At 36.2% G+C, this 23,437-nt stretch carries 22 protein-coding genes; 11 read left to right on the forward strand and 11 right to left on the reverse strand.

Annotated features, from left to right (window positions below):
• Nucleotide 1: 1 nt before the first annotated feature.
• The 3 genes from IPM56_03860 to IPM56_03870 are packed head-to-tail and all read left to right on the forward strand — an operon-like array spanning nt 2 to nt 2,726.
• Nucleotides 2-1,345, forward strand: a complete 1,344-nt coding sequence (locus IPM56_03860) for an amidohydrolase family protein (protein ID QQS37099.1) — start codon at nt 2-4, stop codon at nt 1,343-1,345.
• The gene (rdgB, locus tag IPM56_03865; protein QQS37100.1) at nt 1,345-1,923 is read left to right on the forward strand and encodes an RdgB/HAM1 family non-canonical purine NTP pyrophosphatase; all 579 of its coding nucleotides are present in this window, start codon (nt 1,345-1,347) and stop codon (nt 1,921-1,923) included. Before IPM56_03860 ends, rdgB begins: the two co-directional genes overlap by 1 nt.
• 11 nt (nt 1,924-1,934) lie before the next feature.
• Nucleotides 1,935-2,726 (forward strand): hypothetical protein, encoded by a 792-nt coding sequence (locus tag IPM56_03870; GenBank protein QQS37101.1) that lies wholly within the window; start codon nt 1,935-1,937, stop codon nt 2,724-2,726.
• A 1-nt stretch (nt 2,727) separates the two neighbouring features.
• Here the strand turns inward: IPM56_03870 and ubiE are convergent, their stop codons facing one another.
• From ubiE to rsmA, 3 genes are read right to left on the reverse strand one after another with little or no spacing between them, the layout of a single operon-like run.
• Nucleotides 2,728-3,414 carry a bifunctional demethylmenaquinone methyltransferase/2-methoxy-6-polyprenyl-1,4-benzoquinol methylase UbiE gene (gene ubiE, locus IPM56_03875; protein QQS37102.1) on the reverse strand — a complete coding sequence of 229 codons (687 nt, stop codon included), beginning with the start codon at nt 3,412-3,414 and terminating at the stop codon, nt 2,728-2,730.
• 1 nt (nt 3,415) lies between these two features.
• On the reverse strand, nt 3,416-4,387 hold the full coding sequence (locus IPM56_03880; protein QQS37103.1) for a phosphatase PAP2 family protein: 972 nt from the start codon (nt 4,385-4,387) through the stop codon (nt 3,416-3,418).
• A 12-nt stretch (nt 4,388-4,399) separates the two neighbouring features.
• Nucleotides 4,400-5,203, reverse strand: coding sequence for a ribosomal RNA small subunit methyltransferase A (gene rsmA / locus IPM56_03885; GenBank protein QQS37104.1), 804 nt, complete (start codon nt 5,201-5,203; stop codon nt 4,400-4,402).
• A gap of 169 nt (nt 5,204-5,372) precedes the next feature.
• Between rsmA and IPM56_03890 the strand changes: the two genes are divergently transcribed.
• The gene (locus tag IPM56_03890; GenBank protein QQS37105.1) at nt 5,373-6,317 is read left to right on the forward strand and encodes an ROK family protein; all 945 of its coding nucleotides are present in this window, start codon (nt 5,373-5,375) and stop codon (nt 6,315-6,317) included.
• On the opposite strand, the gene IPM56_03895 is transcribed toward IPM56_03890, so the two are convergent.
• The 5 genes from IPM56_03895 to IPM56_03915 all read right to left on the reverse strand — a co-directional run bounded on the left by IPM56_03895 (nt 6,314) and on the right by IPM56_03915 (nt 12,647).
• The gene (locus IPM56_03895) at nt 6,314-8,263 is read right to left on the reverse strand and encodes an ABC-F family ATP-binding cassette domain-containing protein (GenBank protein QQS37106.1); all 1,950 of its coding nucleotides are present in this window, start codon (nt 8,261-8,263) and stop codon (nt 6,314-6,316) included. The two genes, IPM56_03890 and IPM56_03895, sit on opposite strands and share 4 nt — an antisense overlap.
• A gap of 20 nt (nt 8,264-8,283) precedes the next feature.
• Nucleotides 8,284-10,515 carry a hypothetical protein gene (locus tag IPM56_03900; GenBank protein QQS37107.1) on the reverse strand — a complete coding sequence of 744 codons (2,232 nt, stop codon included), beginning with the start codon at nt 10,513-10,515 and terminating at the stop codon, nt 8,284-8,286.
• A 144-nt stretch (nt 10,516-10,659) separates the two neighbouring features.
• Complete coding sequence (locus tag IPM56_03905; protein ID QQS37108.1) at nt 10,660-11,121, reverse strand: 6,7-dimethyl-8-ribityllumazine synthase; 462 nt, start codon at nt 11,119-11,121, stop codon at nt 10,660-10,662.
• Between the two features lie 11 nt (nt 11,122-11,132).
• Nucleotides 11,133-11,963 carry a PHP domain-containing protein gene (locus tag IPM56_03910; GenBank protein QQS37109.1) on the reverse strand — a complete coding sequence of 277 codons (831 nt, stop codon included), beginning with the start codon at nt 11,961-11,963 and terminating at the stop codon, nt 11,133-11,135.
• Nucleotides 11,964-12,647 (reverse strand): Crp/Fnr family transcriptional regulator, encoded by a 684-nt coding sequence (locus IPM56_03915; protein ID QQS37110.1) that lies wholly within the window; start codon nt 12,645-12,647, stop codon nt 11,964-11,966. It lies immediately after the preceding gene.
• A gap of 245 nt (nt 12,648-12,892) precedes the next feature.
• Here IPM56_03915 and IPM56_03920 point away from each other — a divergent pair, with 245 nt between their 5' ends.
• The 6 genes from IPM56_03920 to nadA all read left to right on the forward strand — a co-directional run bounded on the left by IPM56_03920 (nt 12,893) and on the right by nadA (nt 18,872).
• Nucleotides 12,893-14,962, forward strand: a complete 2,070-nt coding sequence (locus tag IPM56_03920) for a peptidylprolyl isomerase (protein QQS37111.1) — start codon at nt 12,893-12,895, stop codon at nt 14,960-14,962.
• A 186-nt stretch (nt 14,963-15,148) separates the two neighbouring features.
• The gene (locus IPM56_03925; protein ID QQS37112.1) at nt 15,149-15,793 is read left to right on the forward strand and encodes a hypothetical protein; all 645 of its coding nucleotides are present in this window, start codon (nt 15,149-15,151) and stop codon (nt 15,791-15,793) included.
• Between the two features lie 70 nt (nt 15,794-15,863).
• Entirely contained in the window at nt 15,864-16,403 is a 540-nt protein-coding gene (locus IPM56_03930) for a shikimate kinase (GenBank protein QQS37113.1), read from the forward strand.
• Nucleotides 16,404-16,412: 9 nt separating this feature from the next.
• Nucleotides 16,413-17,507 carry a 3-dehydroquinate synthase gene (aroB, locus tag IPM56_03935; GenBank protein ID QQS37114.1) on the forward strand — a complete coding sequence of 365 codons (1,095 nt, stop codon included), beginning with the start codon at nt 16,413-16,415 and terminating at the stop codon, nt 17,505-17,507.
• A gap of 100 nt (nt 17,508-17,607) precedes the next feature.
• Nucleotides 17,608-17,832, forward strand: a complete 225-nt coding sequence (locus IPM56_03940; GenBank protein QQS37115.1) for a hypothetical protein — start codon at nt 17,608-17,610, stop codon at nt 17,830-17,832.
• An 86-nt stretch (nt 17,833-17,918) separates the two neighbouring features.
• Complete coding sequence (nadA, locus tag IPM56_03945; GenBank protein QQS37116.1) at nt 17,919-18,872, forward strand: quinolinate synthase NadA; 954 nt, start codon at nt 17,919-17,921, stop codon at nt 18,870-18,872.
• On the opposite strand, the gene IPM56_03950 is transcribed toward nadA, so the two are convergent.
• Complete coding sequence (locus IPM56_03950) at nt 18,869-20,077, reverse strand: HAMP domain-containing histidine kinase (protein ID QQS37117.1); 1,209 nt, start codon at nt 20,075-20,077, stop codon at nt 18,869-18,871. The two genes, nadA and IPM56_03950, sit on opposite strands and share 4 nt — an antisense overlap.
• 261 nt (nt 20,078-20,338) lie before the next feature.
• On the opposite strand from IPM56_03950, the gene IPM56_03955 reads away from it, so the two are divergent.
• A complete protein-coding gene (locus IPM56_03955) occupies nt 20,339-21,616 on the forward strand; it encodes a T9SS type A sorting domain-containing protein (GenBank protein ID QQS37118.1) in 1,278 nt (425 codons plus the stop codon).
• A 3-nt stretch (nt 21,617-21,619) separates the two neighbouring features.
• Here the strand turns inward: IPM56_03955 and IPM56_03960 are convergent, their stop codons facing one another.
• Nucleotides 21,620-22,891 carry an adenylosuccinate synthase gene (locus tag IPM56_03960; GenBank protein ID QQS37119.1) on the reverse strand — a complete coding sequence of 424 codons (1,272 nt, stop codon included), beginning with the start codon at nt 22,889-22,891 and terminating at the stop codon, nt 21,620-21,622.
• A gap of 102 nt (nt 22,892-22,993) precedes the next feature.
• Nucleotides 22,994-23,335 (reverse strand): STAS domain-containing protein, encoded by a 342-nt coding sequence (locus IPM56_03965; GenBank protein ID QQS37120.1) that lies wholly within the window; start codon nt 23,333-23,335, stop codon nt 22,994-22,996.
• Nucleotides 23,336-23,437 lie beyond the last annotated feature (102 nt).

Consider the following 23,437-nt stretch of genomic DNA (forward strand, 5'->3'; position numbering starts at 1 on the left):
GATGAACGAAAAAAAAATTATCATTCCTTCAAGAATAGTTTCAGCAGATAAAAATAATACTGTTTATAGAAATCACATTCTGGAAATTTCCGGTGATAAAATTTCGGGGATAAAAGAGTTTAATGCCGATGAAATAAAAAATTTTGGTGGCGAAGTTTATGATGCACAAAACCTTACACTTTGTCCCGGATTTATCCAGACTCACATTCATCTTTGTCAGACACTTTTCCGCGGGTTAGCTGACGACCTTCAATTGCTGGACTGGCTTCAGTACAAAATATTTCCATTTGAAAATGCTCACGATAAAAATTCACTGAGAACTTCGGTACGGATAGGACTTAACGAGTTACTGAAGGGAGGAACGACAACGATTCTTGATATGGGCACACTTCGGAACCAGGAAATTATTTTTGAAGAGTTGATTCAGTCAGGTATAAGAGCCGCTGCAGGAAAATGCATGATAGATCGGAATGATATTTTTCCTCAGTTCAGTTCTTCTACGGAAGCGGAATTGAATGATTCTTATGATCTTGCAAAGACTTTCCATAATTGTGAAGAAGGAAGGATTCGTTATGGGTTTGCACCAAGATTTGTTTTATCGTGCACTGAACATTTGTTAAAGGAGACTGCTTATATGCTGCAGGATTTTCCGGGCAGTATTTATCATACCCATTCATCTGAAAATAAAAATGAAATTGCTGAAGTACATAAGCGATATAACAAAGAGAATATAGAATTGTTTGAATCTCTTGGTGTGTTAAGTGATTGTGCTGTACTGGCACACTGTATACATGTTTCAGACAATGAAATTGAATTACTGCGTAATCACAACGTAAAAGTATCACACTGTCCGTCTTCTAATTTGAAACTTGCATCCGGGATTGCAAATATTCCCCGATATTTAAAAGAGGGGATTTCAGTTTCGCTCGGCGCCGACGGGGCTCCCTGTAATAATAGTCTTAACATCTTTAAAGAAATGATGTTAGCATCATTAATTCAGAAACCGTTTTTTGATGCAACTGTTATGAACGCAAAAACTATTTTCAGAATGGCAACTATAGAAGGTGCTAAAGCCTTAAACATTGAAAATGAAACCGGATCAATTGAGGTAGGTAAGAAAGCTGATTTGATTTTGCTGAACATTAATGACTCGATGCATTCGCTTGGTAGTGATGATGAAAATATTTACTCATCCATTGTTTATTCTGGCTCATCACAGGATGTTAATGATGTAATGGTAAACGGCAGATGGCTTGTAAAAAACAAAAGCTCTTTGATCTTCGATGATAACGAACTGTATGCAAACGGAAGTGAAGAATTGGCAAACCTGTTAAAGAGAGTGTAATGAAGAGAATAATTTTTGCTTCAAAGAATAAGGGAAAAATTTTAGAAGTGAGACATATACTGAATGATTGTAATATTGAATTGCTTTCATTACTGGATTATGACGGCTTTCCTGATATTATCGAATCAGGAGTAACCTTCGAAGAAAACGCAAAAATAAAAGCTGAGGCTGTATACAATCATTTTAGAATTCCAGCTATTGCAGATGATTCCGGAATTGAAGTCAAACAGCTTGGATGGAAACCGGGGGTTTATTCAGCAAGATATGCAGGTGAGAACGCAACGGATGATGATAATAATAAAAAATTAATCAATGAAATTAGCAGATTTCCTGAACCTCATCACGCAAGATATTTTTGCTGCGCAGTTTATTTTGATGGATATAAAATGAACCCGGCGTTTGGAGAAATAAAGGGAAGAATTATTTTTACTCCGCGCGGCACAAATGGATTTGGATACGATCCTTATTTTGTTGCTGATGATTATGATGTAACAATGGCTGAGCTTCCGCCTGAAATAAAAAACTCAATCAGCCATCGCTTCAGAGCGTTTAATGAAATCAAAAAGTTTTTAAAATAATCGGAGAAATTATGAATCTAAAAAAGTTGATAATATTATTTTTGCCAATTGTCTGTGTGTTTGTTTTAGTTTCCTGTAAAAGTGCCTCGACCGAGCCACAGCCACCTCCTGATACAAGAAATTTTTTCCCTGTAACAAACGGTACTATGTATAAATTTAGTTTGACGCAAACTGATACCCTTGGTAACCCATCAAATGGAACAAGAATCAGTTTGATAAATGGGGTAACCAATATCGACAGCACTGAATATCAGATTCAACTTGACAGTGTTTTTATTGCAAGCTCGACGATAGTTTCAAACTCATATTTTAGAAAATCAACTAAGGATGATAAATCCACAATACTTATTGCAGTAGATACAACAGGTCTTTATGAATCGATTCCACCTGAGTACCTTCAATATTTAACAATTGACGAAGAAATTCTCGCATTTTCTTTTCCTTTAACTAGTTTAGTCAGACTGTGTTTTAAGCTTGCAATAAACATCCCGAACTTTGGTGAATTTATTCCCGTTAAGTTGGAATCAATTTATACCGGTATGGAGAATATTGAACTCCAATTAAATTCTGGAACTGTTACTCATAACGCAGCAAAAATAAGATTGGATTTAACAATAAGAAGAGATATTGCCGCAACACCACAAATCCTTTCTGCTAATGTCTGGCTTGTTGAAAATATTGGAATAGTAAAGTGGGATGGCAATCTTACAATTGTAAACGCATTTACCGGCGGTGGAATTGACTTTGATGATTCTACCAGAGTAACAACACAATCGATAACTGAATACTACATAGCTGAATAAATTATTTTTCCGCGATAACAACCTGTACAATACCAAAAGTCAGGTTGTGCTTCTCAATTTTTTTAAAGCCTGAGTTAGATAAAAGCTCAGGCAGTTTTATTTTTTCATCGAACTCTTCTACAGAATCCGGAAGATATTTGTATGCCTCCTTATCGCCTGAAATAATTCCGCCGACTAATGGCAGTATCTTCTTAAAATAAAATTTATATAAAAATTTGAACACAGTATTTTCCGGCATTCTGAACTCAATTATTACTGCCTTGCCGTTCTCTTTCAGTATCCTGAAGAAAGAATCAAAGCCCTGCTGAATGTCATAAAAATTTCTTACGCCGAAGGCAACTGTAATATGTGATACTGAACCTGTTTTTATTGGGATATTCTCTGCAACCATTTGTACACTTTTGCCGTTTATCCATTTACATTTTTGATTAAACAGTGTAAGCATGTTATGTGAAAAGTCCGCCCCGAATATTTTTACAACTCCGTACTTATATGCCTGTATAGCTACATCGCCAGTACCGCAAGCCACATCCAGTAAAATAGATTGAGAATTAATACCTGAAAGTTTTAAAGCTTTTTTCCGCCAGTACCTGTCAATTCCAAAACTTAAAAGATGGTTGAGCAGGTCGTACCTGGAAGCAATTGAATCAAATATTCTTTTAACTTTTTTCTTTTTGGATGAATCCATTTTATTCTTTTAAGGCAGTGCCTTTGTAATGATGATATTCAAATTCTTCTTTCCCTGTTTTTCTTCTCCACCAGTTAAATATAATTTTGCCTGTCCAGACAGAAAACATCATGAAAATAAATCCGCCGACTAAATCAATTACATAGTGGTACCAGAGATATACAGTAGATAATATTAACAGTGATCCGGCTGGAATGAAAAAATATCTTGTCCTGCTTTTTAATCTGATTGATAAGTACATAACAATGAGCGTGATCATTGTATGCCCGCTTGGAAAAACATCTCGCTGCACAACTTCTGCAGGGTTTAGTGTACCTGAAGGAATTGATTCACCTGAGTTTACTATTTCTCTTAAAAAATTTGTAAGCCATAAACCGGGGAGTTGTTCATTAACTGTCGCAAAATCATGAAGAGTGAACCTCGGTCCAATTCCCGGCAAAGCAAAGTAGCCAAGGTATGAAAGATAAAAACCGTATATCACGGAGAATGTTGCATAATCAAGTTCGACATACTTTTTATTTTTTAATAACGCCAGACCAAGAATGATAGGCAGAAGATAAAACAACCCGTAAACTATCTGAAGTAACTCGGTCAAAACAGGATTTGCAAACTGATGAAGAAAATGAGTCGGGTCTGTTCCAAACATCCACCGGTCGATCTGAATGAACAAATAATCGTAATCAACAACCCGTATCGGTTTTATCATCGCATACAGTTGCTTGAAGGTTAGTAATATAAGCGGCGCAATGTACCAGTAGTGAATGATCCGCCATATTCTGCTGGATGACTTATCTTCAAGATATGAAATAAGAAATGCGAATGAGATAACACCGACATCGATTAATAGCCAGTTAAGAGTGTTTGCTATGACATCATTGAAGACTATATGAAGTATCATTAGAAAGATTGAGAAGGCTACAACAACCAGGTCGAATGCTTTTAAGTTATGTAAAAAACTTTTGAGAATATTCATTACTCTGTATGGTTATAGTAGTTGCCTTAACTGATGATGATATTCATCAAGTAGAAACCGGGTAAGTGATTCAAAATTTTCCGGTACAAGTTGTTCAGCGCGTTTTGTCAAATCAATACCTGAATTACTGAAATCAAGTCCGGCAAATATACTATTACTCAACGAATTTTTAATCGTTTTTCTCCGGTTGTTGAACAAAGCTTTAACGAGATAAATAAAAACTTTTTTCTCATCTTCATTGATCGAGAGATCTTTAAACCACAAGTGTACAACCGCTGAATATACTTTTGGTTTGGGATAAAAAACATTTGGCGACACTTTGAAAGCAATCCTGACATCACAAAATTTTTGAAGAATAACAGCAAGAATACCATAATCCTTTGAACCGGAAATTGCTGTCATTCGCTTTGCGACTTCAAGCTGAATCAGAAAAACTGCTTCACTAATCAACGAGTGTTTTTCAATCAGTCTAAAAATAATAGGTGAGGTAATATTATAAGGGATATTTCCTATGACTTTAAGCTTTGAATTTCCATCAGAGTATTTATCCAGATCAATTTTCAAAAAATCATCCTGGACAATATTCAGTTTAGGGTATTTTTGCTTTAATATTAAAACAGCCCGTGAATCAATCTCCACACAGCTTAGATTTTCATTTTTTTCAAAAATGAGTTCAGTTAAAGCACCCAAGCCGGGTCCGATCTCAATTATGGAATCATCCGGTGATGGATTTATTTCATTTACTATTTTGCGGAGTATATTTTTATCCGATAAATAATTTTGTCCGAACTTTTTCAACGGTTTGATTTTTTCCATATATAAAGTTATTGATAAGCGTATGTTTTTACAATTTCTTTTAAAGAGATTTAAATCCTTTTGTTGTATAAGAGGATAAATATTTCTAAGTTTTCAGTGTCATAACTCAACAGAAAAAATAGATAGGTGAGGAGGAAATCTGGAGAAGAATTATATAATCAGTATTGATATGGGCGGAACCAAAATACTTGGAGCCGCGATAAATTCCCGCGAAGGTATTATAGCACGCGTAAAAAAACCTACTGAAATTAACTCAAACCACAGAGTATATGTAAATCATCTTGCAGAACTTGTAAACGATGTTGTAGTTGCGGCAAGACTAAAGCCTCAACAGGTAAAAGCTGTGTGTCTTGGTGTGCCCGGATTATTAAACCCGTTTTCAGGGGTTATAGCGGTTGCTCCTAATCTGGGATTAAAAAATTTTAATATTAAACAGAAACTTGAAAAATTAATTCCTTATCCTGTTCTGATTGAAAATGATGTTAACCTTGGAGCACTCGGTATAAAATATTTTGGTCTTGGGAAAAATGCTAAAGATATGCTTGTTGTATTTATAGGCACAGGTATTGGCGGGGCTTTGATATTTGACGATAGAATTTTCCGCGGAGCTAATTTTGCGGCTGGTGAAATAGGTCATATTAACATTGATAAAAAAGGTCCTTTGTGCGGCTGCGGCAAGCGGGGTTGTTTTGAAAGTTTTGCAAGTCGCGCTTCGATCGTAAAGGCAATTAAAAAAGATCTTGTAAAAAATAAAAAAAGTGTGTTAACTAAAATCGTTGGACCCGGTAAGCAAATAAAGAGCCGTGCTCTTGCTGAAGCAGTTAAAGCAGGCGATAAACTTGTAATTGCACATCTTACTAATGCTTGTGTTACAATCGGTCAGGTTTTATCCAACACGACAAATCTTCTTAATCTTGACCTGATTGTACTTGGCGGAGGGCTTATCGAAGCGCTTGATAATTTTATGATGCCGATCATAAGAAAATCTTTCCGGGAAAATGTTCTTAAAGATTCTGCTAAAGGTTTAAAAATATTGCCGACTAAACTCGGGGATGACGCTGCATTATATGGCGGGATTCCTCTTGCCGAGGAATTTTTAAAAGTAAAAGTTTAATTGAATTGATCTTCGATTCTTTGCAGCTCTTCCGAAAGAACAGTCCATTCATACATCTTCTGTTCAAGTAATTTCTTTATTGAGTTGAACTCATTCGTCTTGTTGACTAACTCAACGGTATTTCCATAGGCTTCAGGTTGAGATAAATAATTTTCCAACTGATTCTGCTGCGATTCAAGTTTTTCTATTTCCGATTCCAGTGCAGATATTTTCTTTATAATATCTTTGGAAGCGCTGTATTTTTTCTGCCGCTGTTCTGCTTCAATTCTTTTTTGTTCTTTTTTTGAAAATGAATCGTCAGACTGTTTTACTTTTTGCGAGTTACTTTCTGAACCTGCTTCTTCCTGTTCCTTTTTAAACAGGTAATAATCAATATCGCCCTCATAATTTTTAATAATCCCTTTTCTTATTTCAACTACTTTATTAACAAGGGGACGAAGGAAATCAATATCGTGTGAAACGAGAATAAGTGATCCCTTAAAGTTTATCAACGCCTTCTGTAAAACGGCTTTCGAAGAAATATCAAGATGGTTTGTGGGTTCATCAAGGATAATAAAATTTGATTTGGTAAGAAGAATTTTCGCAAGCGCGACACGGCTTTTTTCTCCACCGGAAAGCACTCCGATACTTTTGAAAACATCATCGCCATGGAATAAAAATGAGCCAAGTAGAGTTCTCAACTGACCTAAAGTTTTATCTTCGGCAATACCTTCGACGGTTTCAATGATATCAAGATCAGGTTCCAGATTATCAGCGACATCCTGTGCGTAATATGAAATGATTGTATTGTGCCCTTCATTTCGTTTTCCATTTTCAAATGATAAAACACCGGCAATAATTTTTGCAAGTGTTGATTTGCCGGCACCATTCGGTCCTACGAAAGCTATTTTGTCACCGCGGTCAACCTGAAAATTAATATTCTCAAAAATTTTTTTATCAGAATATGATTTACTTATACTTTCTAAAATCATATTCGTTTTTCCGCTCTGAGGCGGTTCAGGAAAAGATATATTGATTTTAGAAGTATCTTCGGGAAGTTCAACAAGTTCAATTTTTTCTAACTGTTTTACTCTGCTTTGAACCTGCCGTGCTTTTGATGATTTGTATCTGAACCGCTCGATGAATCGCTGGGTTTCTTTAATCTTCCTTTGCTGAAGCGCATACTGGTCTAATGCTGTCTTGTCTCTTTCATCTTTCCACTTAAGGTACTGATCATACGAACCGTTGTAAATATTGAATCGAGCAAGATATATTTCCAGGGTTTTGTTTGTTACCTGGTTGATAAAGTGTTTGTCGTGCGATACAATAAGTAACGCGCCTTTATAAGCCTTAAGAAAACTTATCAGCCATTTTAATGAATCTAGATCAAGATGGTTGGTAGGCTCATCAAGCAGGAGAATATCGTTTTGTGAGATAAGAATTTTAGCAAGAGCAATACGCATCTGCCAGCCGCCGGAAAATTCATCTGTCACTCTTTCAAAATCATTTTCCTCAAAGCCTAATCCCGTGAGTATCTTTTTCAAATTGGCTTCTGCGCTATAAACGTTTAAAGCCTCAAGTTTATGATGTACTTCGCCAAGAGTATTAATAAGATCTTCACGTTCTTCATCCGAAATTGTAGCGAGGTTTAAGTGGTCAGTAATTTCTTTTTCTTTACTCTGTAGATGTACAGCATCAGTCAGTGCCGATTTAGCTTCATCAATCAGTGTCCGTCCTTTATGGGTAACGTTTTCCTGAGGCAGGTAGCCGATGGAAATATTTTTTTGTTTATTAATCTTTCCGTCTTCCGGAAGAAGCTGACCTGAAATAATTTTGAGAAGAGATGATTTGCCCGTTCCATTAGCGCCTACGAGAGAAATTCTGTCACCTGAATTAATTCTAAAGCTTACATCATTAAACAGGTATTTACCAGAAAACTGTAATGAAATGTGAGAAAGATCGAGCATACAATTAGAACGTTCCCGGGCTATTCACGCAGAACCGCGATCTTTGAAGTTGTGACACTGTTTCCTTCCTGATCATAAGCTACAATAAGATATACACCGCTTGGAACAAAATTTCCAAATTCATCTCTGCCGTCCCAGTTCGCGATTCTGCCTCCTGCAGTAACAAACTCGCGAATCAGTTTACCGGATATGGACAGTATTTTTATATCGCAATCACGAATTAATCCATCAATGGTTAGAATAGTATTATCAGCACTAAGTACTAAGGGATTAGGATAGATGAATAATTCCGTAAAACTTTCCACCGGGCTTACTGCAATAGTTTTAAAGGATGTTAATCCTTCAGCGGTTGCCGCATATACGGTTCCCGTATTGTTGTCCATCGTAACAGACAAAACCTGGTCAGAAAGCAGAGAACTGTTCCGGCTGTCAAACGCAGCAATCAATCTTGTTCCATCTGCATTAACGAGAAGAAGACCCTGGTTGGTTGCCACCCATTTCTGGTTCAATGGATCAACAACTATTGAGTTAACTGCTTGTTGTCTTAAAAGGAAAACAGAGCTAATTCTGAATTGATTATTTGCCTGTGATAATGCTGCCTGGTTATTTGAAAGTACATTCATTCCTGATGGAGTACCAATCCATAAATCCCCGCGCCTGTCCACAGCCAGCGCAGTAATTGTATTACTGTTTAAACCATTTGTCGATGTTAAAAATCCTGACTTGTCATCATTCGTTTCACCGTAAGTTCCGTTTTCATTGAAATACAATAGTCCGTTTCTTAATGCATCATAACATGCGAACCACTTTGTGTTGTATGCGTCGATTGCGAGAAAATAATGCTGCTCAAGGTAACGGTTTTGTTCCGATGGTATGGCAAAATGATACCAGGAACTATCGGGTGTAAGCATACTTAGGTTTTTCCTGTCTGCTGATGCATAATTAAGTACCCACAGATTATTCCTTGAGTCTGTATTCAATGCAGTAACAACAAGAAAATCAACATCTCCGGAAAATCCAGTTATATCAGTGTTGGCTGTATTAAAAGTTGTAATAACGTTATTTCTAAATCTTGCAAAACCGCTGCCCCAGTTTCCGAAATATTTTGTATTGTCTGGCGCTGAGTATGAACAGTAATAGTCATTGCTGTTCAATTCAGGATTCGTTGCAACATTGTAAACCGACCAGATATAATTCTCAAATTTCATCACTCCTATGCCGCCGTTATTTTTTCCTGTAGCACTCCACAAAACTCCGTTAACGTCAGCGGTAATTTCTCTGAATTTATTTGCCGGCGGACAGTTTGGTGCAAAGTATTGTTGTGTAGTTCCCTGAAGATTCAAAATGCCATTACTGCTTGCAGCAAGAAAACCATTCAATGTGCTCACTTCAATCTTTTTAAGTGCTGTTGAGCCAGTGAACAAGTCAGTGATTTCCCCATTATAATAACTTCTTATTCTGTTTTGAGAAAGTATAATGAGTGAATCACCTTTAACTATGACATCAGATATAACCTGGTTATTAAAAAATGAAAGATATGGATTCCAACCTGCTTGATTGAAGAATGAGAAACCTTTGTCGGTGGCGGCAATGAGAGTATCATTATACTGTAGTACTTTGAGAACATTATTTGATACCAGACCGTTTATGGTCTGATAGACATCCCACGATTCCGGTGCCGATAAATTAACCGCATTTGTTTTTGAAATAGCTAAACCGACTTCAGTGCATGAATATATTCTTAAATCTTTATATGAACTGTTCACTTTTATGTTAGAAGTAAGCGTACCGAATTTGAAATACGTATCATAAAAAAAATAATTTTCTGAATTAATCAGTGAGATACCAAAATCGGTTGAGGCAAATATTGTATCGCCTGATGTTCGCAGCTGATTAATTTTTTTATTCGGTTTGTCAGATGTAAAAATATCTAGTAATGTTTTGAACGAACCGGATTCAGGATTGTAAACGTCTATTTTTCCGTCAGCACTTCCAAACCATACTTTGCCTGAATTATCGACAGTAACTGATGTTATAAATCCGCCGTTCAAACCATCTGTTTTTGATAGAACTTTGTATGATTGATCCTGGAAGTTATACGAAAAGACTCCGCCTGCTGTTGCTGCCCAAACCTCATTACCTGATAATGCAAAGGCATTAATATCTTTTAAATCAGAATAATTCCGCCAGTTATTAAATTGCTGAGAATAACCGGAAAGGGCGGTTATAAATACGAATAAGAGTACTGACATTTTCCTCATTTTATTATGCTTTCATATTGGGAATAAATTTTGAAAATGTAAAAAATCTTATCCTAACCTCAATCAATTTACCGGTTAAAAATAATACTTTTTGGTAAGTGCAAAAGTGTAATTTTTTAGGCATCAAAGTCCGGACTAAAGTTTTGTCCAAAGGTCTGCCATTTCGATTGCAGTGAGTGCGGCATCCCAACCCTTGTTTCCGGATTTGGTACCGGATCTTTCAATCGCCTGCTCAATATTATCTGTGGTTAATACTCCGAAAATAACAGGAACATTATGTGTCAGTGCAACTTGTTGTATACCGCTGCTCGCGGCAGAAGAAACGTACTCAAAATGTGACGTTCCTCCGCGAATCACTGCGCCAAGACAGATGATTGCATCGTATTTATTTTGAGTAGCAATTTTAGCTGCGGCTGCAGGAAGTTCAAATGCCCCCGGGACTTTTATTATTTCAATATTTTCTGAAATACATCCGTGACGTTTTAAACAGTCAATTGAACCATCTAAAAGCTTTTGAACTATTGATTCATTAAACCGGCTTACGATTATAGCAAATTTGTAATTTGCTGCGTTTAAATTTCCTTCTGTGAGTTTCATATCGATTTCTGTTATGCTGAATTTCTTATTAGTCGTTTACGCATTTCATCAAGCTTGGAATGCGAAGTAAAATATTTTCCTAAATTTTTATCATCCTCACGTTTTCCGCCGTGAAAGTCTGATCCGCCTGATTCCAACAGGTAGTATTGGTTAACAATTCCCCTGTAATAGTGCATCAATTGAGGTGAATGTGACGGATGAATTACTTCAATTCCATCGACACCATCTTCAATTAATTCTTTTATTATTATTTCCGGCATATTTCCCGGATGAGCTATAAATGATAATCCGCCTGCGTCATTTATAATTTTAAATGCGCTCTGTGGTGAAACATGAACTTTTTTCTCGAAAGCCGGGCATCCGTTACCTATATATTTGTTGAACGCTTCATAATAATTGTTCACCAGTCCAAGTTCGAGCATAGCCTGTGCTATATGAGGTCGACCGATTGCCGAGTTTTTCGCTTTTTCAAAAACATCCTCAATACTAATAGTCATTCCCAGTGAATTTAGTTTGTGTACAATCCTGTGAGCACGTTTTACTCTTTCCTCTCTGAAAAAACTGAGGTAGTGTTCCAGCTCGGCATTATCGATATCAATAAAGTAAGCAAGAATATGAACCTCTCTGTCACGGATGTCGGAACTTATTTCAAGTCCGGGAATTATTTCAACTCCAAGCTGCTTGCTATATTTTAATGCTTCACGAATTCCGTTAACTGTATCATGATCCGTAATACTGAGAGTATCAATCCCGCAGGCTTTTGCATTCGTAAGTAATTCCTGTGGTGAAAAATGTCCGTCAGAAAAACAAGTATGAGTATGTAAATCTACTTTTTTATCCATTTAATTGAGAAGATCTCTAAGTTTCAGAAATTCTTTCAGTCGTAATTTTGAACCTTCCAATTCAATCAGTCCTTTTTTAGCGAAAGATTGTAAAGTTCTGGAAAAAGTTTCCCTTGAAGTTCCAGCCATTCTTGCTAGTTCATGCTGAATTGGCAATTTATTAATTTCGAGCATTCCGCTTTTTACATAACCCGTATCTAACCCAAGTTTTAGAATTGTTCTTGCAACTTTAGCATCTGAATCTTTCAGCAACAATGAATCAAGAATAAAATGTGAATCTCTTATTTTTGATGAAAGCTGCGAAATAATTTTTTGTAAAGTCGATTTATCATCGGCAATTAATTCAAACAATTTTGTCCGACTGTAAAAAATCATATCCCCGTTCTCAACAGCCGTTATTTCCACATCCAGATTATTGCCATCAAGCAGTCCGTACTCACCCCAGAATTCCCCGGCACTCAAGTTTGTCAATACTACGGTACTTTGGTCTGAGCCTTTTAGTTCAACCTTCAGTCTTCCTGAATTCACAATCAGTAAACCGGATTTTTTATCAGAAGAATCAGATAAAATTTTTTCTTCTGATACAAAAGAATTGTTGATCCCCGCTTTTTGAATCAGTTCAATAACTGTTCCATCAAATGATGAAAAAGCAGGTATTTTTTCTAGAATTTCCCGTTCTGACACAGGCAAAAATTGTTTTTATTTACAAAAAATCAATTGAAATATAGGCGGGGGTGTTTTGAAAGTCAAACAATAATAATCCCCTTAAGTTAAATATCCTTAAATGCTTAAGTTTTTAATAGAATTAACTAATTACTCACTAAATTCACTACACAAATTCATTGCTTTTAGTTAGCTATGTGTCTATTTTTATCACCTTAATTTTTACTTAATCTGGAGATATTTAGAATATGGGTATGATGGCTAGGATGAGAAGTTTAGCTCCGGCATTCATTCTCTCCGTTGGTGTTCTCTTCGTATTATTCATGGTTCTTACGGATTCCAATGTCCTTGAAGCATTCGGCGGTAGAACAAAAAATATTGGTTCTGTTAATGGTGAAGAAATCACTTATCAGCAGTTCATGGAAGCCGTAGAAAGACAGCGTGAAAATCAAAAGCAGCAGACAGGGAATGATATTGAGGAAGCTCAGATGGATCAATTCCGTGAGCAGATTTGGGATGCTATGGTAACCCAGACCCTGTTTCAGCAGCAAATAGATAAGTATGGTATAACAGTTACTGATGAAGAAATAAAAGATGTGATACTTGGAAATGATCCTCCTGCATTTTTGAAACAAAGTTTTATTGATTCATTAGGTAGATTCAACAGGCAAATGTACGAAGAAGCCCTTTTCAGACCAGAGAATAAACAAGTTCTGGTTCAGGCTGAAGAATATGTACGACAAACCAGATTAAATGAAAAACTTCAAAGTATACTTCTTGCATCAATTAATGTTACTGAAGATGAATTGATGAGGAAGTACGTCGATCAGAATACCAGAGTAAATGTTGAATATGCTCTGATTGATCTTAACAGATTTCCGGATTCAATGTTCACAGTAACAGATGAGGACTTAAGAAAGTATTACAATGACAATCTGGAAAAATATAAAGTAAAGGCGCAAAGAAAATTAAAATATGTATTGTTCCCGAATGTTCCCTCAGCTGAGGATTCGGCAACTGCACGCAGAAATCTTGAAAATGTAATGACAAAGCTGAATGGAGATACAACAGGGTTCAAAGATAATGTAGATATTTATTCATCTCAGCCATATTCCAGGGACACAGTTAATCTTGCCAATCTCCTCGCTCCTGAAGCCGAACTTGTTTTCGGTGCAAAATTAAATTCTGTTGCGGGACCTGTTGCAAGTCAGCAGGGTTATGTTTTATATCACGTCGTTGGTACTGTTCCATCCTCTGAACCTACAGTGAAGGCACAGCATATACTTATTAACCAATTTGGCAGCGATGAAAAAAATCTTGAAGAAGCAAATAAAATTTATAATGAATTAATTGCCGGTGCTGACTTTGATAAAATTGCAAAAGAAAAATCATTTGATAAAGGCAGTGGTGAAAAAGGTGGTCACCTTGGTTGGTTTACCAAAGGCGCTATGGTACCTGAATTTGAAAAAGGTGCATTCAGCGCAAAAGTTGGAGAAGTTACTAAACCTTTAAAAACTACTTATGGTTATCATATAATAAAAGTTATTGCAAGAACCGACAGAAAGTATGTTGTTGAAAAAATAATAAATCCTATTGAACAATCAGCTTCTTCACGTGAAGCTAATTACACTCACGCAGGAGAGTTTGCTTACGTTGCCGAAAAAAATGATTTTGAAAAAGAAGCTGAGTTGATGAATCTTAAAGTACAGGAAACCACAGAATTTTTTGAGGACGTGGTTGCGGTTCCAGGAATCGGTGTTAATAAACTTCTTGTAAAGTTTGCTTTTGAAAACGGTGTAAACACAGTCAGTGAAAGTTACAGGTTACCAAGCGGATATGTAGTAGTTAAAATTTCAGAAGCCTTAGGTGAGAGAGTAAGACCATTAGATGAAGTAAAGGATATGATAAAGCCTCTTGTTTTAAGAGAAAAGAAATATGGTAAGGCTAAAGAAGTTGCTGAATCGGTTAAAGGGCAAATTAATGGCGATCTCACAAAAGCTCCCGGTGTTAATCCAAATGCAGTTTACAACTCCACAGGCGATTTTTCTGTAAATGCATCCGCGCCTAACATTGGAAGGGATTATGCGTTTATAGAGACAGCATTAAAACTAGATTTAAATAAATTATCTGACCCGGTTAAAGGCATGCGCGGTTATTACCTGATGAAGGTACTTAATAAAACACAATTCGATTCGACAGGTTACAATGCACAGAGATCAACTTTGCGCGATAACCTGCTAATGGAGAAAAGAAATTCAATACTTGGTATATGGATTGATAAACTTAAGAAGGAAGCTGATATAGTTGATAACAGACACCTCTTCTTTGGTCAGTAAATCTATTCTATAAGAGTTAATTAACCCCCAATATTTTTCGGAAAAAATTGGGGGTTTTGTTTTTTAAATATTATAAGCATGTTAATAAAGAATAATTTAAAGTTGAAAATGTTGAACACAAAAAAACTATTTGCATTTTTTTTATTTTTAACGACAATAGCTTCTGCCCAATACAATGAAAAAAAAATGAGTCTTGGATTGAACGGGGTTTATACAACTACTGCAAAAATTTATCTTTCACCTAACTCGTCTGATAATGTAATACGGAATTTTAGTTTTCCGTTATCAGATATTTTTAATCCTGCTGTTGAAGCACGCTACCGAATCATGGAAAATCTATTGATCGGACTTAACATAGATTATATGTACAAAGTTGCTTCAGGATCAAAACTTACTTTTCTTGCATCCGATAACAGCACATTATCTGTTGACGCGGAAGATGGATTCAGATTTATGCCGGTTGAATTATCACTTACCTATGTTCTTCCTTTCTCAACCGATAAATTCAAATTTCTGCTGGGAGGAGGTGGCGGTTATTATTGGGGTGAACATATCAGAAAAATAAGTGGTAGCGGTGTTTCAAACACAGAAAGGAAAATTGCATACGGAATTCATGTTGCGATATCGATGGACTATCTTGTGTACAATGATTTTATTATCAAAAGTGAAATGAAATTTCGTGACCCGCAGTTCACAGTTAAAAGTAAGTATAATGATACCCGCATCTTATATAACGGACAATTTGTACGCCCTCCAAACGAATCCTTCAATTCAAAAATAAATGTTGACGGAGTAACTTTTATAGTTGGTGTTGCCTACCAGATTTTTTAACTCACCTCTACTGAATAAGAATTTGTTTTTTTAACCTTATAACTTATTTTGAATCTGTTGATTATAGATTATGACTAACAGCAGAATATATTTAACAGGATTCATGGGTGCAGGAAAAAGCACAATAGGTCCGATACTCGCAAATACTCTTGGTTGGAATTTTTTTGACCTCGACCGTGTGATTGAGAAAAATGAAGGAAAAAAAGTCCGGGATCTATTTGAACAACACGGCGAAAAATATTTCAGAGACCTGGAACTTGACACATTAAACAAATTAACAGAAGAGGAAGGTGCCGTAATTTCACTCGGCGGAGGCACTATCTCATCGGAACACATTCTTACATTATTAAAATCTACCGGAGTTTTGATTTATCTGAAAACATCCCCGGAAGCCTCGTACAAAAGATTAAGATATAAAAGGGACAGACCAAACCTGATTTCTGAACGGGAAGATGAACCAAGTAAAGATGAATTAATAGGAAAAATAAATAACCTGTTGGAATCACGCGTGCGTTACTATGAACAGGCTGATTACACCATAAACACGGATTCTTTTACCGTGGGCAGGACAGTTGATAAAATCGTGAACCTGATCAAAAATAAAAAGTAGAATTATATTGTGAAAAAATTTGAACTTAATACTGAATCATCAAGCAGTGAAATTTTTTGTGGCACAGGTGCTTTTGAAAAACTGCCTCAAATCCTGAAAGAACTTCATAATCAAAAATTGTTTATTGTAATTGATAAAAATGTATTTAAATATTATCAGAGGAAAATTGAGAAAGTTTTTCGCGGTATATCCCGGCAGGTTTTTTATTATCATCTCAAACCAGGTGAAAGATCAAAATCGGTCAGCGAGTTTAACAAGCTATTAATTTTCTTTAAAAAAAATGAGTGCAGCCGAAATTCCACTTTGATTTCAATTGGCGGCGGTGTTACAGGAGACATATCCGGTTTTACTGCATCTGTCTATATGAGAGGAATTAATTTGATTCATATCCCTACGACTTTGCTGTCAATGGTTGATAGCTCAATTGGAGGAAAGACCGCTATTAATCTTGATGGAGTTAAGAATCTTGCAGGGAGTATTTATCAGCCGGAGAAGGTTATAATCGATCCAACATTTCTTAAAACATTACCGCAAAAAGAAATACTATCCGGCACAGGTGAAATATTAAAATATGGATTACTGATCAACAAAGATTTTTTTCTTCTTCTGAAAAAAAGGATAACATCTCTCATTAAAAATGATCGTACGGGGATTGAAGATATTATACTTCAGTGTGCAAGATACAAAGCGTCAGTTGTGCAGATTGATGAAAATGATTCCGGCATGAGAAAAATTCTTAATCTTGGTCATACATTTGGTCATGCAATTGAAAGCGAACTGAACTATAAATTAACACATGGTGAATGTTTAGCCTTTGGACTGAAATGCATGCTTTGCCTTTCATTTGAGTCCGGACTGATTAATCAAAAGAATTTCTACGAATATTTTTCATTGCTGAATTTATTGCGAACGAATAAAAAAATTCTGTCACTCGATGGTAAAAAGTTAATTAGCAAAATGATCTTCGATAAAAAGAGGAACGGAGTTAATCCTACTTTTATTCTAATGAAGAGAATAGGGGAGATAATAATAGACTATAACTGTGACAGTAAAAGAATCGCGGCATCATTTAATAAAGCCAAACAGTTGACTGCAGTCAAATGATGATGAACAAAGTGAAACTAAAGTCTGGTTTAAAAAGTAAACCGCCGGGCCTTGAGGGTAAAACCCGGCGATTTATTGTGTCATCTTCTGGAGGGGGGCTATGCTAAAAACTTTTAAGCTTTTATCTTCAAACTTTTTAGTACAGCATCCTCATCTTTTTAGAGGGAAAGCTGTCAGGTTTGAGGGCGTAAACCTGACAGCTTTGTGTGTCATTTTCTGGAGGGGTGCTATGCTTAAAACTATTTTCTATTCCGGCTATAATTATCCAACTATTATGCCGTATATAGTTCTGAATGATTATCGAAAGAACAAACTAAAAGTTTAGCTAGTACTTATTATTACCGGTAATTGTTACATTGATCGGGAATTTTCTCCCGTATATATTACCTGAAAACAATTAGGATATTAAAAATGTTAGATGAAATGCCAAATGATGAATTAGTTATCAATTTTGAAACTGAAATATTGAATCTGAAAAATGAAATGAATGCGGTGATCCTTGCACACTATTACCAGGAATCTGAAATACAGGATATCGCTGATTTTGTAGGGGATAGCCTTGAATTAGCCAGGCGTGCTAAAGAAACAAATGCTGATGTAATTGTATTCGCAGGGGTTCATTTTATGGCAGAGACCGCAAAAATACTTAACGCTAATAAGCTTGTATTGCTGCCGGATCTTGAAGCCGGTTGTTCGCTTGCAGAAAGCTGTCATGCAGAATCATTTGAGTTATTCAGACAAAAACACCCGGATCATGTTGCAATTACATATATAAATTGCACCGCTGATGTAAAGGCATTAAGTGATATAATCTGTACTTCAAGTAATGCAGAAAAAATAATAAGTCAGATTGAGCCAGGAAAACCAATTCTATTTTCACCAGATCGCAATCTCGGCAGATACCTGATGAAAAAAACCGGAAGAGAAATGCTTTTGTGGGATGGAGCCTGTATAGTTCACGAAACATTCAGCGAAAAAAAAATTATCCAGTTAATGATTGAACATCCCGATGCAAAATTGATAGCTCATCCGGAATGTGAAGACCATTTATTAAACAGAGCAGATTTTATTGGTTCAACAAGTAAGCTGCTGAAATATGTTCAGGAAGATTCATCAGCAAAATTTATTGTGGCAACAGAAGTTGGAATTATTCACCAGATGCAGAAACTTGCCCCGGAAAAAATTTATATTCCAGCCCCGCCGGATGAGGACAGTTGTAATTGTAATGAATGCCCTTATATGAAACTCAACACGATGGAAAAACTTTACCTGTGCATGAAAACTAAAAACCCAAGAATAGAGTTGAATGATCAACTTATCAAAAAAGCATTAATACCAATTGAGCGAATGCTTAGTATGAGCTAGAGTTTTTTCAAAATGATTTTAAATGTGGTGCCTTCACCTGGATTTGAAGTCTTAACAAATATTTTTCCTTTGTGATAAGATTCAATAATTCTTCTGGAAAGACTTAATCCCAAGCCCCATCCTCTTCTCTTAGTACTGTAGCCGGGTCGGAATACATCCTTCCGGCGTTTTAAATCAATTCCTTTTCCGTTGTCAATTACTTCTATATCAACTTTTCCACGGCTTTCTTTAACGATAATGGTTATTTTGCCGGGATTATTTTCAATTGCATCAAGTGCATTCTTAACAAGATTCTCAATAACCCAACCGAACAATTCAGGATTAAGCTCCGCTCTTAGTTCTTCATTACCTTCAATGGTCAGGTCAACTGTTTTACCTGTTTGCGGCAGTCTTCTTTGAAAATAGTCTGTTATTTTTTTTATCTCTTCATATACGATTGAAGATTTCAACTCAGGTGCTGATCCGATTTTTGAGAATCGGTAAGTGATCTTATTAAGCCTATCAACGTCACTTGAGATTTCTTCAGTTATATCCTCAACTTTATCAGGATCATTGTAGCTAAGCTTCAGCATTTCAAGCCAGCCCATAAGGCTGGAAATAGGTGTACCGAATTGATGGGCGGTTTCCTTTGCCATACCGACCCATATATTACTTTGTTCACTGCGTTTGATATTACTGAATCCCACATATCCAAGAATAATAAACAGTGCTGCAATTACTATCTGAAGGTATGGATAATATTTTAGTTGATTGATCAGATCGGAATCACCATAGTGGATTTTTGTCAGGATGAGAGTATCCTCATAAGCAACCATTATAGGATTATGCTGAGCATCCATCTCCCTGATTTTATTGACAAAGAATAGTTCAAGTTCAGAATCATTCAAGGTCGAGTCATAATTTACATTGCGTATATTCGTCTTATCTTTAAGATTAACTTTATCATCTGGGGTTGTCAGGATCATAGGGAAATCAATCGGCTTAATTATGTTATCAAAAAGAAAAGTAATATCAACATCCGATGAAGAAGTATTTGCAAGGTATTCAATCCCTTTTGCGTAAAGTTCAACAATCTGTCTTTCCTTCTCCTGTAATTTTCTTACAAGATCCTGCGTATAAAATAAAGTCCCGCCTGCAATTACAATTGCGACGAGGATAAGAGTAATCTTAATATTTAAAGAAGCAGGTCCGCCGGACATTTTCATAATAGTTCCCTCAAATTCCTTTATGTAAAGTTAGTATTAATGATTAAGAAATAAATCCAATTTTTTGTGATATGATATTTGTTATTCATCAAGCAATTTATTTTTTATGTCTTGATTTTTTAGCCCGAATAGAATACGTTGGAGTGAAATATTTTATGCCTGGATTTTTGAGTGGATTCAGTGTTTCATCCGGTGCTTGATGACTTAGCTGAAAGTCAAAATTAACGGACAGATAGTTAACATTTCTTAAGGAGATGAGCGATGTTAAAATTAAATGCGATTCTTACTTTAAGTTTCCTTGTTCTAATTTCAATAACAAACGCACAATGGCTGGACAAATCCGGAAACCTTCCAACAACAGCCGGCAACGGATGGGCGATGGATGCAGTTGATAGTATATACTCTGTCGTATCCACAAATGCAGGACTATTCATCACGACAAATGGCGGAAGTACCTGGGATTTGTCTGCAACACCAGGTTTTGCTGTTGATGTATCAATGAAAAGTATTAGCAAGATCTGGATTGGTGATGACGCAGGAAAGATCCATTATACCAATAACCGCGGGATAGATTGGGTTATTCAGTATGATGATCCCACGAAAACTAATTTTATAAACTACATTGAAATGTTTGATGCGGATAATGGCATTGCAATGGGTGATGCACTAAACGGAACGGGTGCGGCAGTAATCTTAAAAACTACAAATGGCGGAAGTACCTGGGTATCGATGAATGATTCTGCTTTTGGTGGCTATTCTGGTGATATTTGGCGCAGGCTTGATTTTATTGATTTGAATACCGGTTACTTTTATGAATCAGGCATCAATCCTCAAAAACTTTTTAAAACGAATAATAGCTGTCAAACCTGGTCCCAACAAGCACTATCAGGACCAATAGGTAACGTAAAATTTTATAGTGAAAATATTGGATTGGTTGTCAGAATTGCTGTGAATCCTAATGTTTACAGAACACTTGATGGTGGAGTTCAATGGGAACCACTTCACTTTTCATCGTTAGTCTACATACAAGATATAGAATTTTTACCGGGAGAGCCGTCAAAAGTCTGGATTGCTGATGATAACAAATTGTACTTTAGTTCAGACACAGGTAGGACCTGGGGAGAAGAAATTGTACCCAATATTACCGATCTGAGTCCAAGAGATCTTGTTTTTATTGATGGTTACTGTGGCTGGCTGTTGTGTGACGGCGGAAAAGTATACCGCACAACAAACGGTAACAGCATTACCAGTATTAAAACACCATCGGTACTGGTTGATGATTACTCATTGAAACAGAATTACCCTAATCCATTTAATCCAACTACAAAAATTCAATTCAGTCTTCGTGAGAAACAAAATGTAACGCTTAAGATTTATAACATACTCGGAAAAGAAATAGTAACTGTTCTTAACGAAGAAAGAAATGCCGGTGAGCACGAAATTAATTTTGATGGAAGTTCACTGCCAAGCGGAATTTATTTCTACAAAATACAGGCGGGTGACTTTGTAGTAACGAAGAAGATGACGTTGATTAAATAAGATCTAACTCAGATAGAATGTCTGATCTCTTTTAGGTCCGACTGAAATAATTGAAATTGAAATTTCTGACTGCCGTGAAATAAAAGCAAGATAGTCTTTTGTCTTTTGCGGCAGTTCGTTATAAGACCGGCATCCTGATAGTTCAGTTTTCCAGCCGGGGAGCGATTCATAAACAGGAGTTACTTCGGCAAGTTTTTCAACGTCAGAAGGAAAAGTTTTTAGTCTTTTGCCGTTCAATTCATAGGCAACACAAACTTTAATCTCATCAAAGATACTTAGTACATCAAGCTTTGTAATTGCTACAGAATTTATCCCATTAATCATAGCTGAATATTTTACTAGTGCAGCGTCATACCATCCGCAGCGTCTGGGCCTGCCGGTTGTGGCACCAAACTCTGCACCTTTTTTTCTTAATCTCTCGCCTTCATCATTAAGCAGTTCGGTAGGGAAAGGACCATTGCCAACGCGTGTAGTGTAGGCTTTAACTATACCAAACACATCATCAATTTTATTTGGCGGAATCCCGGTTCCTGTACAAGCTCCGCCTGATGTCGGGCTTGAAGAAGTTACAAACGGGTAGGTTCCGAAATCAACATCCAGCAAGGCACCTTGAGCACCTTCAAGCAGAATTGATTTACCTTCAGTAATAGCATGATTTAAGAAAGACGGAACATCCTTGATGTATTTATCTATGATCTTATCAAATTCAAGATACTGTTTTATTATCGCTTCAACATCAAGTGCTTCTCTGTCATACACTTTTTTTAGAAGGTTATTTTTTTCGTCCAGATTCTTCCTGATTTTTTCTTCAAGACATTTTCTGTTTAAAAGATCTACTATACGGATACCTTTTCTAGCAAACTTATCGATGTAACAGGGACCGATTCCCCGTCCAGTTGTTCCAATTTTATTTTCGCCGCTTTCTTCAATTGAATCAAGAAGTTTGTGGTAAGGCATAATGAGATGTGCATTCTGACTTATAAAAAATCTTCCATCAACTTTTATGTCGTTCTTTTCAAGTAACGCTATTTCATCCAGCAGGGCAGCGGGATCAATTACAACACCATTACCGATTACACAAGTAACATTTTCTCTTAATATTCCTGAAGGGATTAAATGAAGAATATACTGTTTATCACCGATGGCAACTGTGTGACCTGCGTTGGCTCCGCCCTGGTAACGGGCGACTATCTCATATCTCTCGCTGAGTATGTCGACTATTTTTCCTTTTCCTTCATCACCCCATTGGCTGCCAACAAGAACAGTTACACTCATCAGAATTCCTTATTTGATTTTTTAGTTTTTACTGATTGACAAAATAAAAACTCCGGTTATAGTAACACGGAGTTTTTAATATCGGTTAAATTAGTTGACGAACTAATTGCCAAAACTTTTTACCGCTTCATCCACTGATTCATAAAATTCAAAGATAGTGATCAGCTTGGTTATGATGAGAAGGCTCTCTATCTTTTCTGTCACACGTGCTAATTTTAAATTTCCATTGGCTTTTTTCATTGTTGTTAATCCGCCAATAAGCATTCCAAGCCCGGAACTATTCATGAATTTCACTTCAGCTAAATCGATGACAATATTTAATTTCCCTTCATCAATAAGTTTGTGCAGAAGGTCGTTAAATTCTTTCGTATCATCGCCCCCCATCACATTTCCCTTTAGTTCAATGATTACAGCTTCGTACTTTTCAACAGTTTTAATTTTCATTAAATACTCCTCATTTAGTGGTTGAAATTTAATTACATACATATACTAAAGCAAGTAAACAGGCGTTTTAGGTACTGGTTTTATCATCATGATTATTGAAAT

Source organism: Ignavibacteriales bacterium (assembly GCA_016700155.1).
Classification (GTDB): domain Bacteria; phylum Bacteroidota; class Ignavibacteria; order Ignavibacteriales; family Ignavibacteriaceae.

Bases quoted from the DNA above. Each gene is read 5' to 3' on its own strand.
- nadA (QQS37116.1), top strand. From the start codon at position 17,919: ATGTTAGATGAAATGCCAAATGATGAATTAGTTATCAATTTTGAAACT.
- rsmA (QQS37104.1), bottom strand. From the start codon at position 5,203: ATGGAAAAAATCAAACCGTTGAAAAAGTTCGGACAAAATTATTTATCG.
- IPM56_03960 (QQS37119.1), bottom strand. From the start codon at position 22,891: ATGAGTGTAACTGTTCTTGTTGGCAGCCAATGGGGTGATGAAGGAAAA.
- IPM56_03890 (QQS37105.1), top strand. From the start codon at position 5,373: ATGGGCGGAACCAAAATACTTGGAGCCGCGATAAATTCCCGCGAAGGT.
- IPM56_03950 (QQS37117.1), bottom strand. From the start codon at position 20,077: ATGAAAATGTCCGGCGGACCTGCTTCTTTAAATATTAAGATTACTCTT.
- IPM56_03870 (QQS37101.1), top strand. From the start codon at position 1,935: ATGAATCTAAAAAAGTTGATAATATTATTTTTGCCAATTGTCTGTGTG.
- IPM56_03895 (QQS37106.1), bottom strand. From the start codon at position 8,263: ATGCTCGATCTTTCTCACATTTCATTACAGTTTTCTGGTAAATACCTG.
- IPM56_03860 (QQS37099.1), top strand. From the start codon at position 2: ATGAACGAAAAAAAAATTATCATTCCTTCAAGAATAGTTTCAGCAGAT.
- IPM56_03910 (QQS37109.1), bottom strand. From the start codon at position 11,963: ATGGATAAAAAAGTAGATTTACATACTCATACTTGTTTTTCTGACGGA.
- IPM56_03940 (QQS37115.1), top strand. From the start codon at position 17,608: ATGCTAAAAACTTTTAAGCTTTTATCTTCAAACTTTTTAGTACAGCAT.
- IPM56_03965 (QQS37120.1), bottom strand. From the start codon at position 23,335: ATGAAAATTAAAACTGTTGAAAAGTACGAAGCTGTAATCATTGAACTA.
- IPM56_03880 (QQS37103.1), bottom strand. From the start codon at position 4,387: ATGAATATTCTCAAAAGTTTTTTACATAACTTAAAAGCATTCGACCTG.
- IPM56_03900 (QQS37107.1), bottom strand. From the start codon at position 10,515: ATGTCAGTACTCTTATTCGTATTTATAACCGCCCTTTCCGGTTATTCT.
- ubiE (QQS37102.1), bottom strand. From the start codon at position 3,414: ATGGATTCATCCAAAAAGAAAAAAGTTAAAAGAATATTTGATTCAATT.
- IPM56_03930 (QQS37113.1), top strand. From the start codon at position 15,864: ATGACTAACAGCAGAATATATTTAACAGGATTCATGGGTGCAGGAAAA.
- rdgB (QQS37100.1), top strand. From the start codon at position 1,345: ATGAAGAGAATAATTTTTGCTTCAAAGAATAAGGGAAAAATTTTAGAA.
- IPM56_03955 (QQS37118.1), top strand. From the start codon at position 20,339: ATGTTAAAATTAAATGCGATTCTTACTTTAAGTTTCCTTGTTCTAATT.
- IPM56_03905 (QQS37108.1), bottom strand. From the start codon at position 11,121: ATGAAACTCACAGAAGGAAATTTAAACGCAGCAAATTACAAATTTGCT.
- IPM56_03920 (QQS37111.1), top strand. From the start codon at position 12,893: ATGAGAAGTTTAGCTCCGGCATTCATTCTCTCCGTTGGTGTTCTCTTC.
- IPM56_03925 (QQS37112.1), top strand. From the start codon at position 15,149: ATGAGTCTTGGATTGAACGGGGTTTATACAACTACTGCAAAAATTTAT.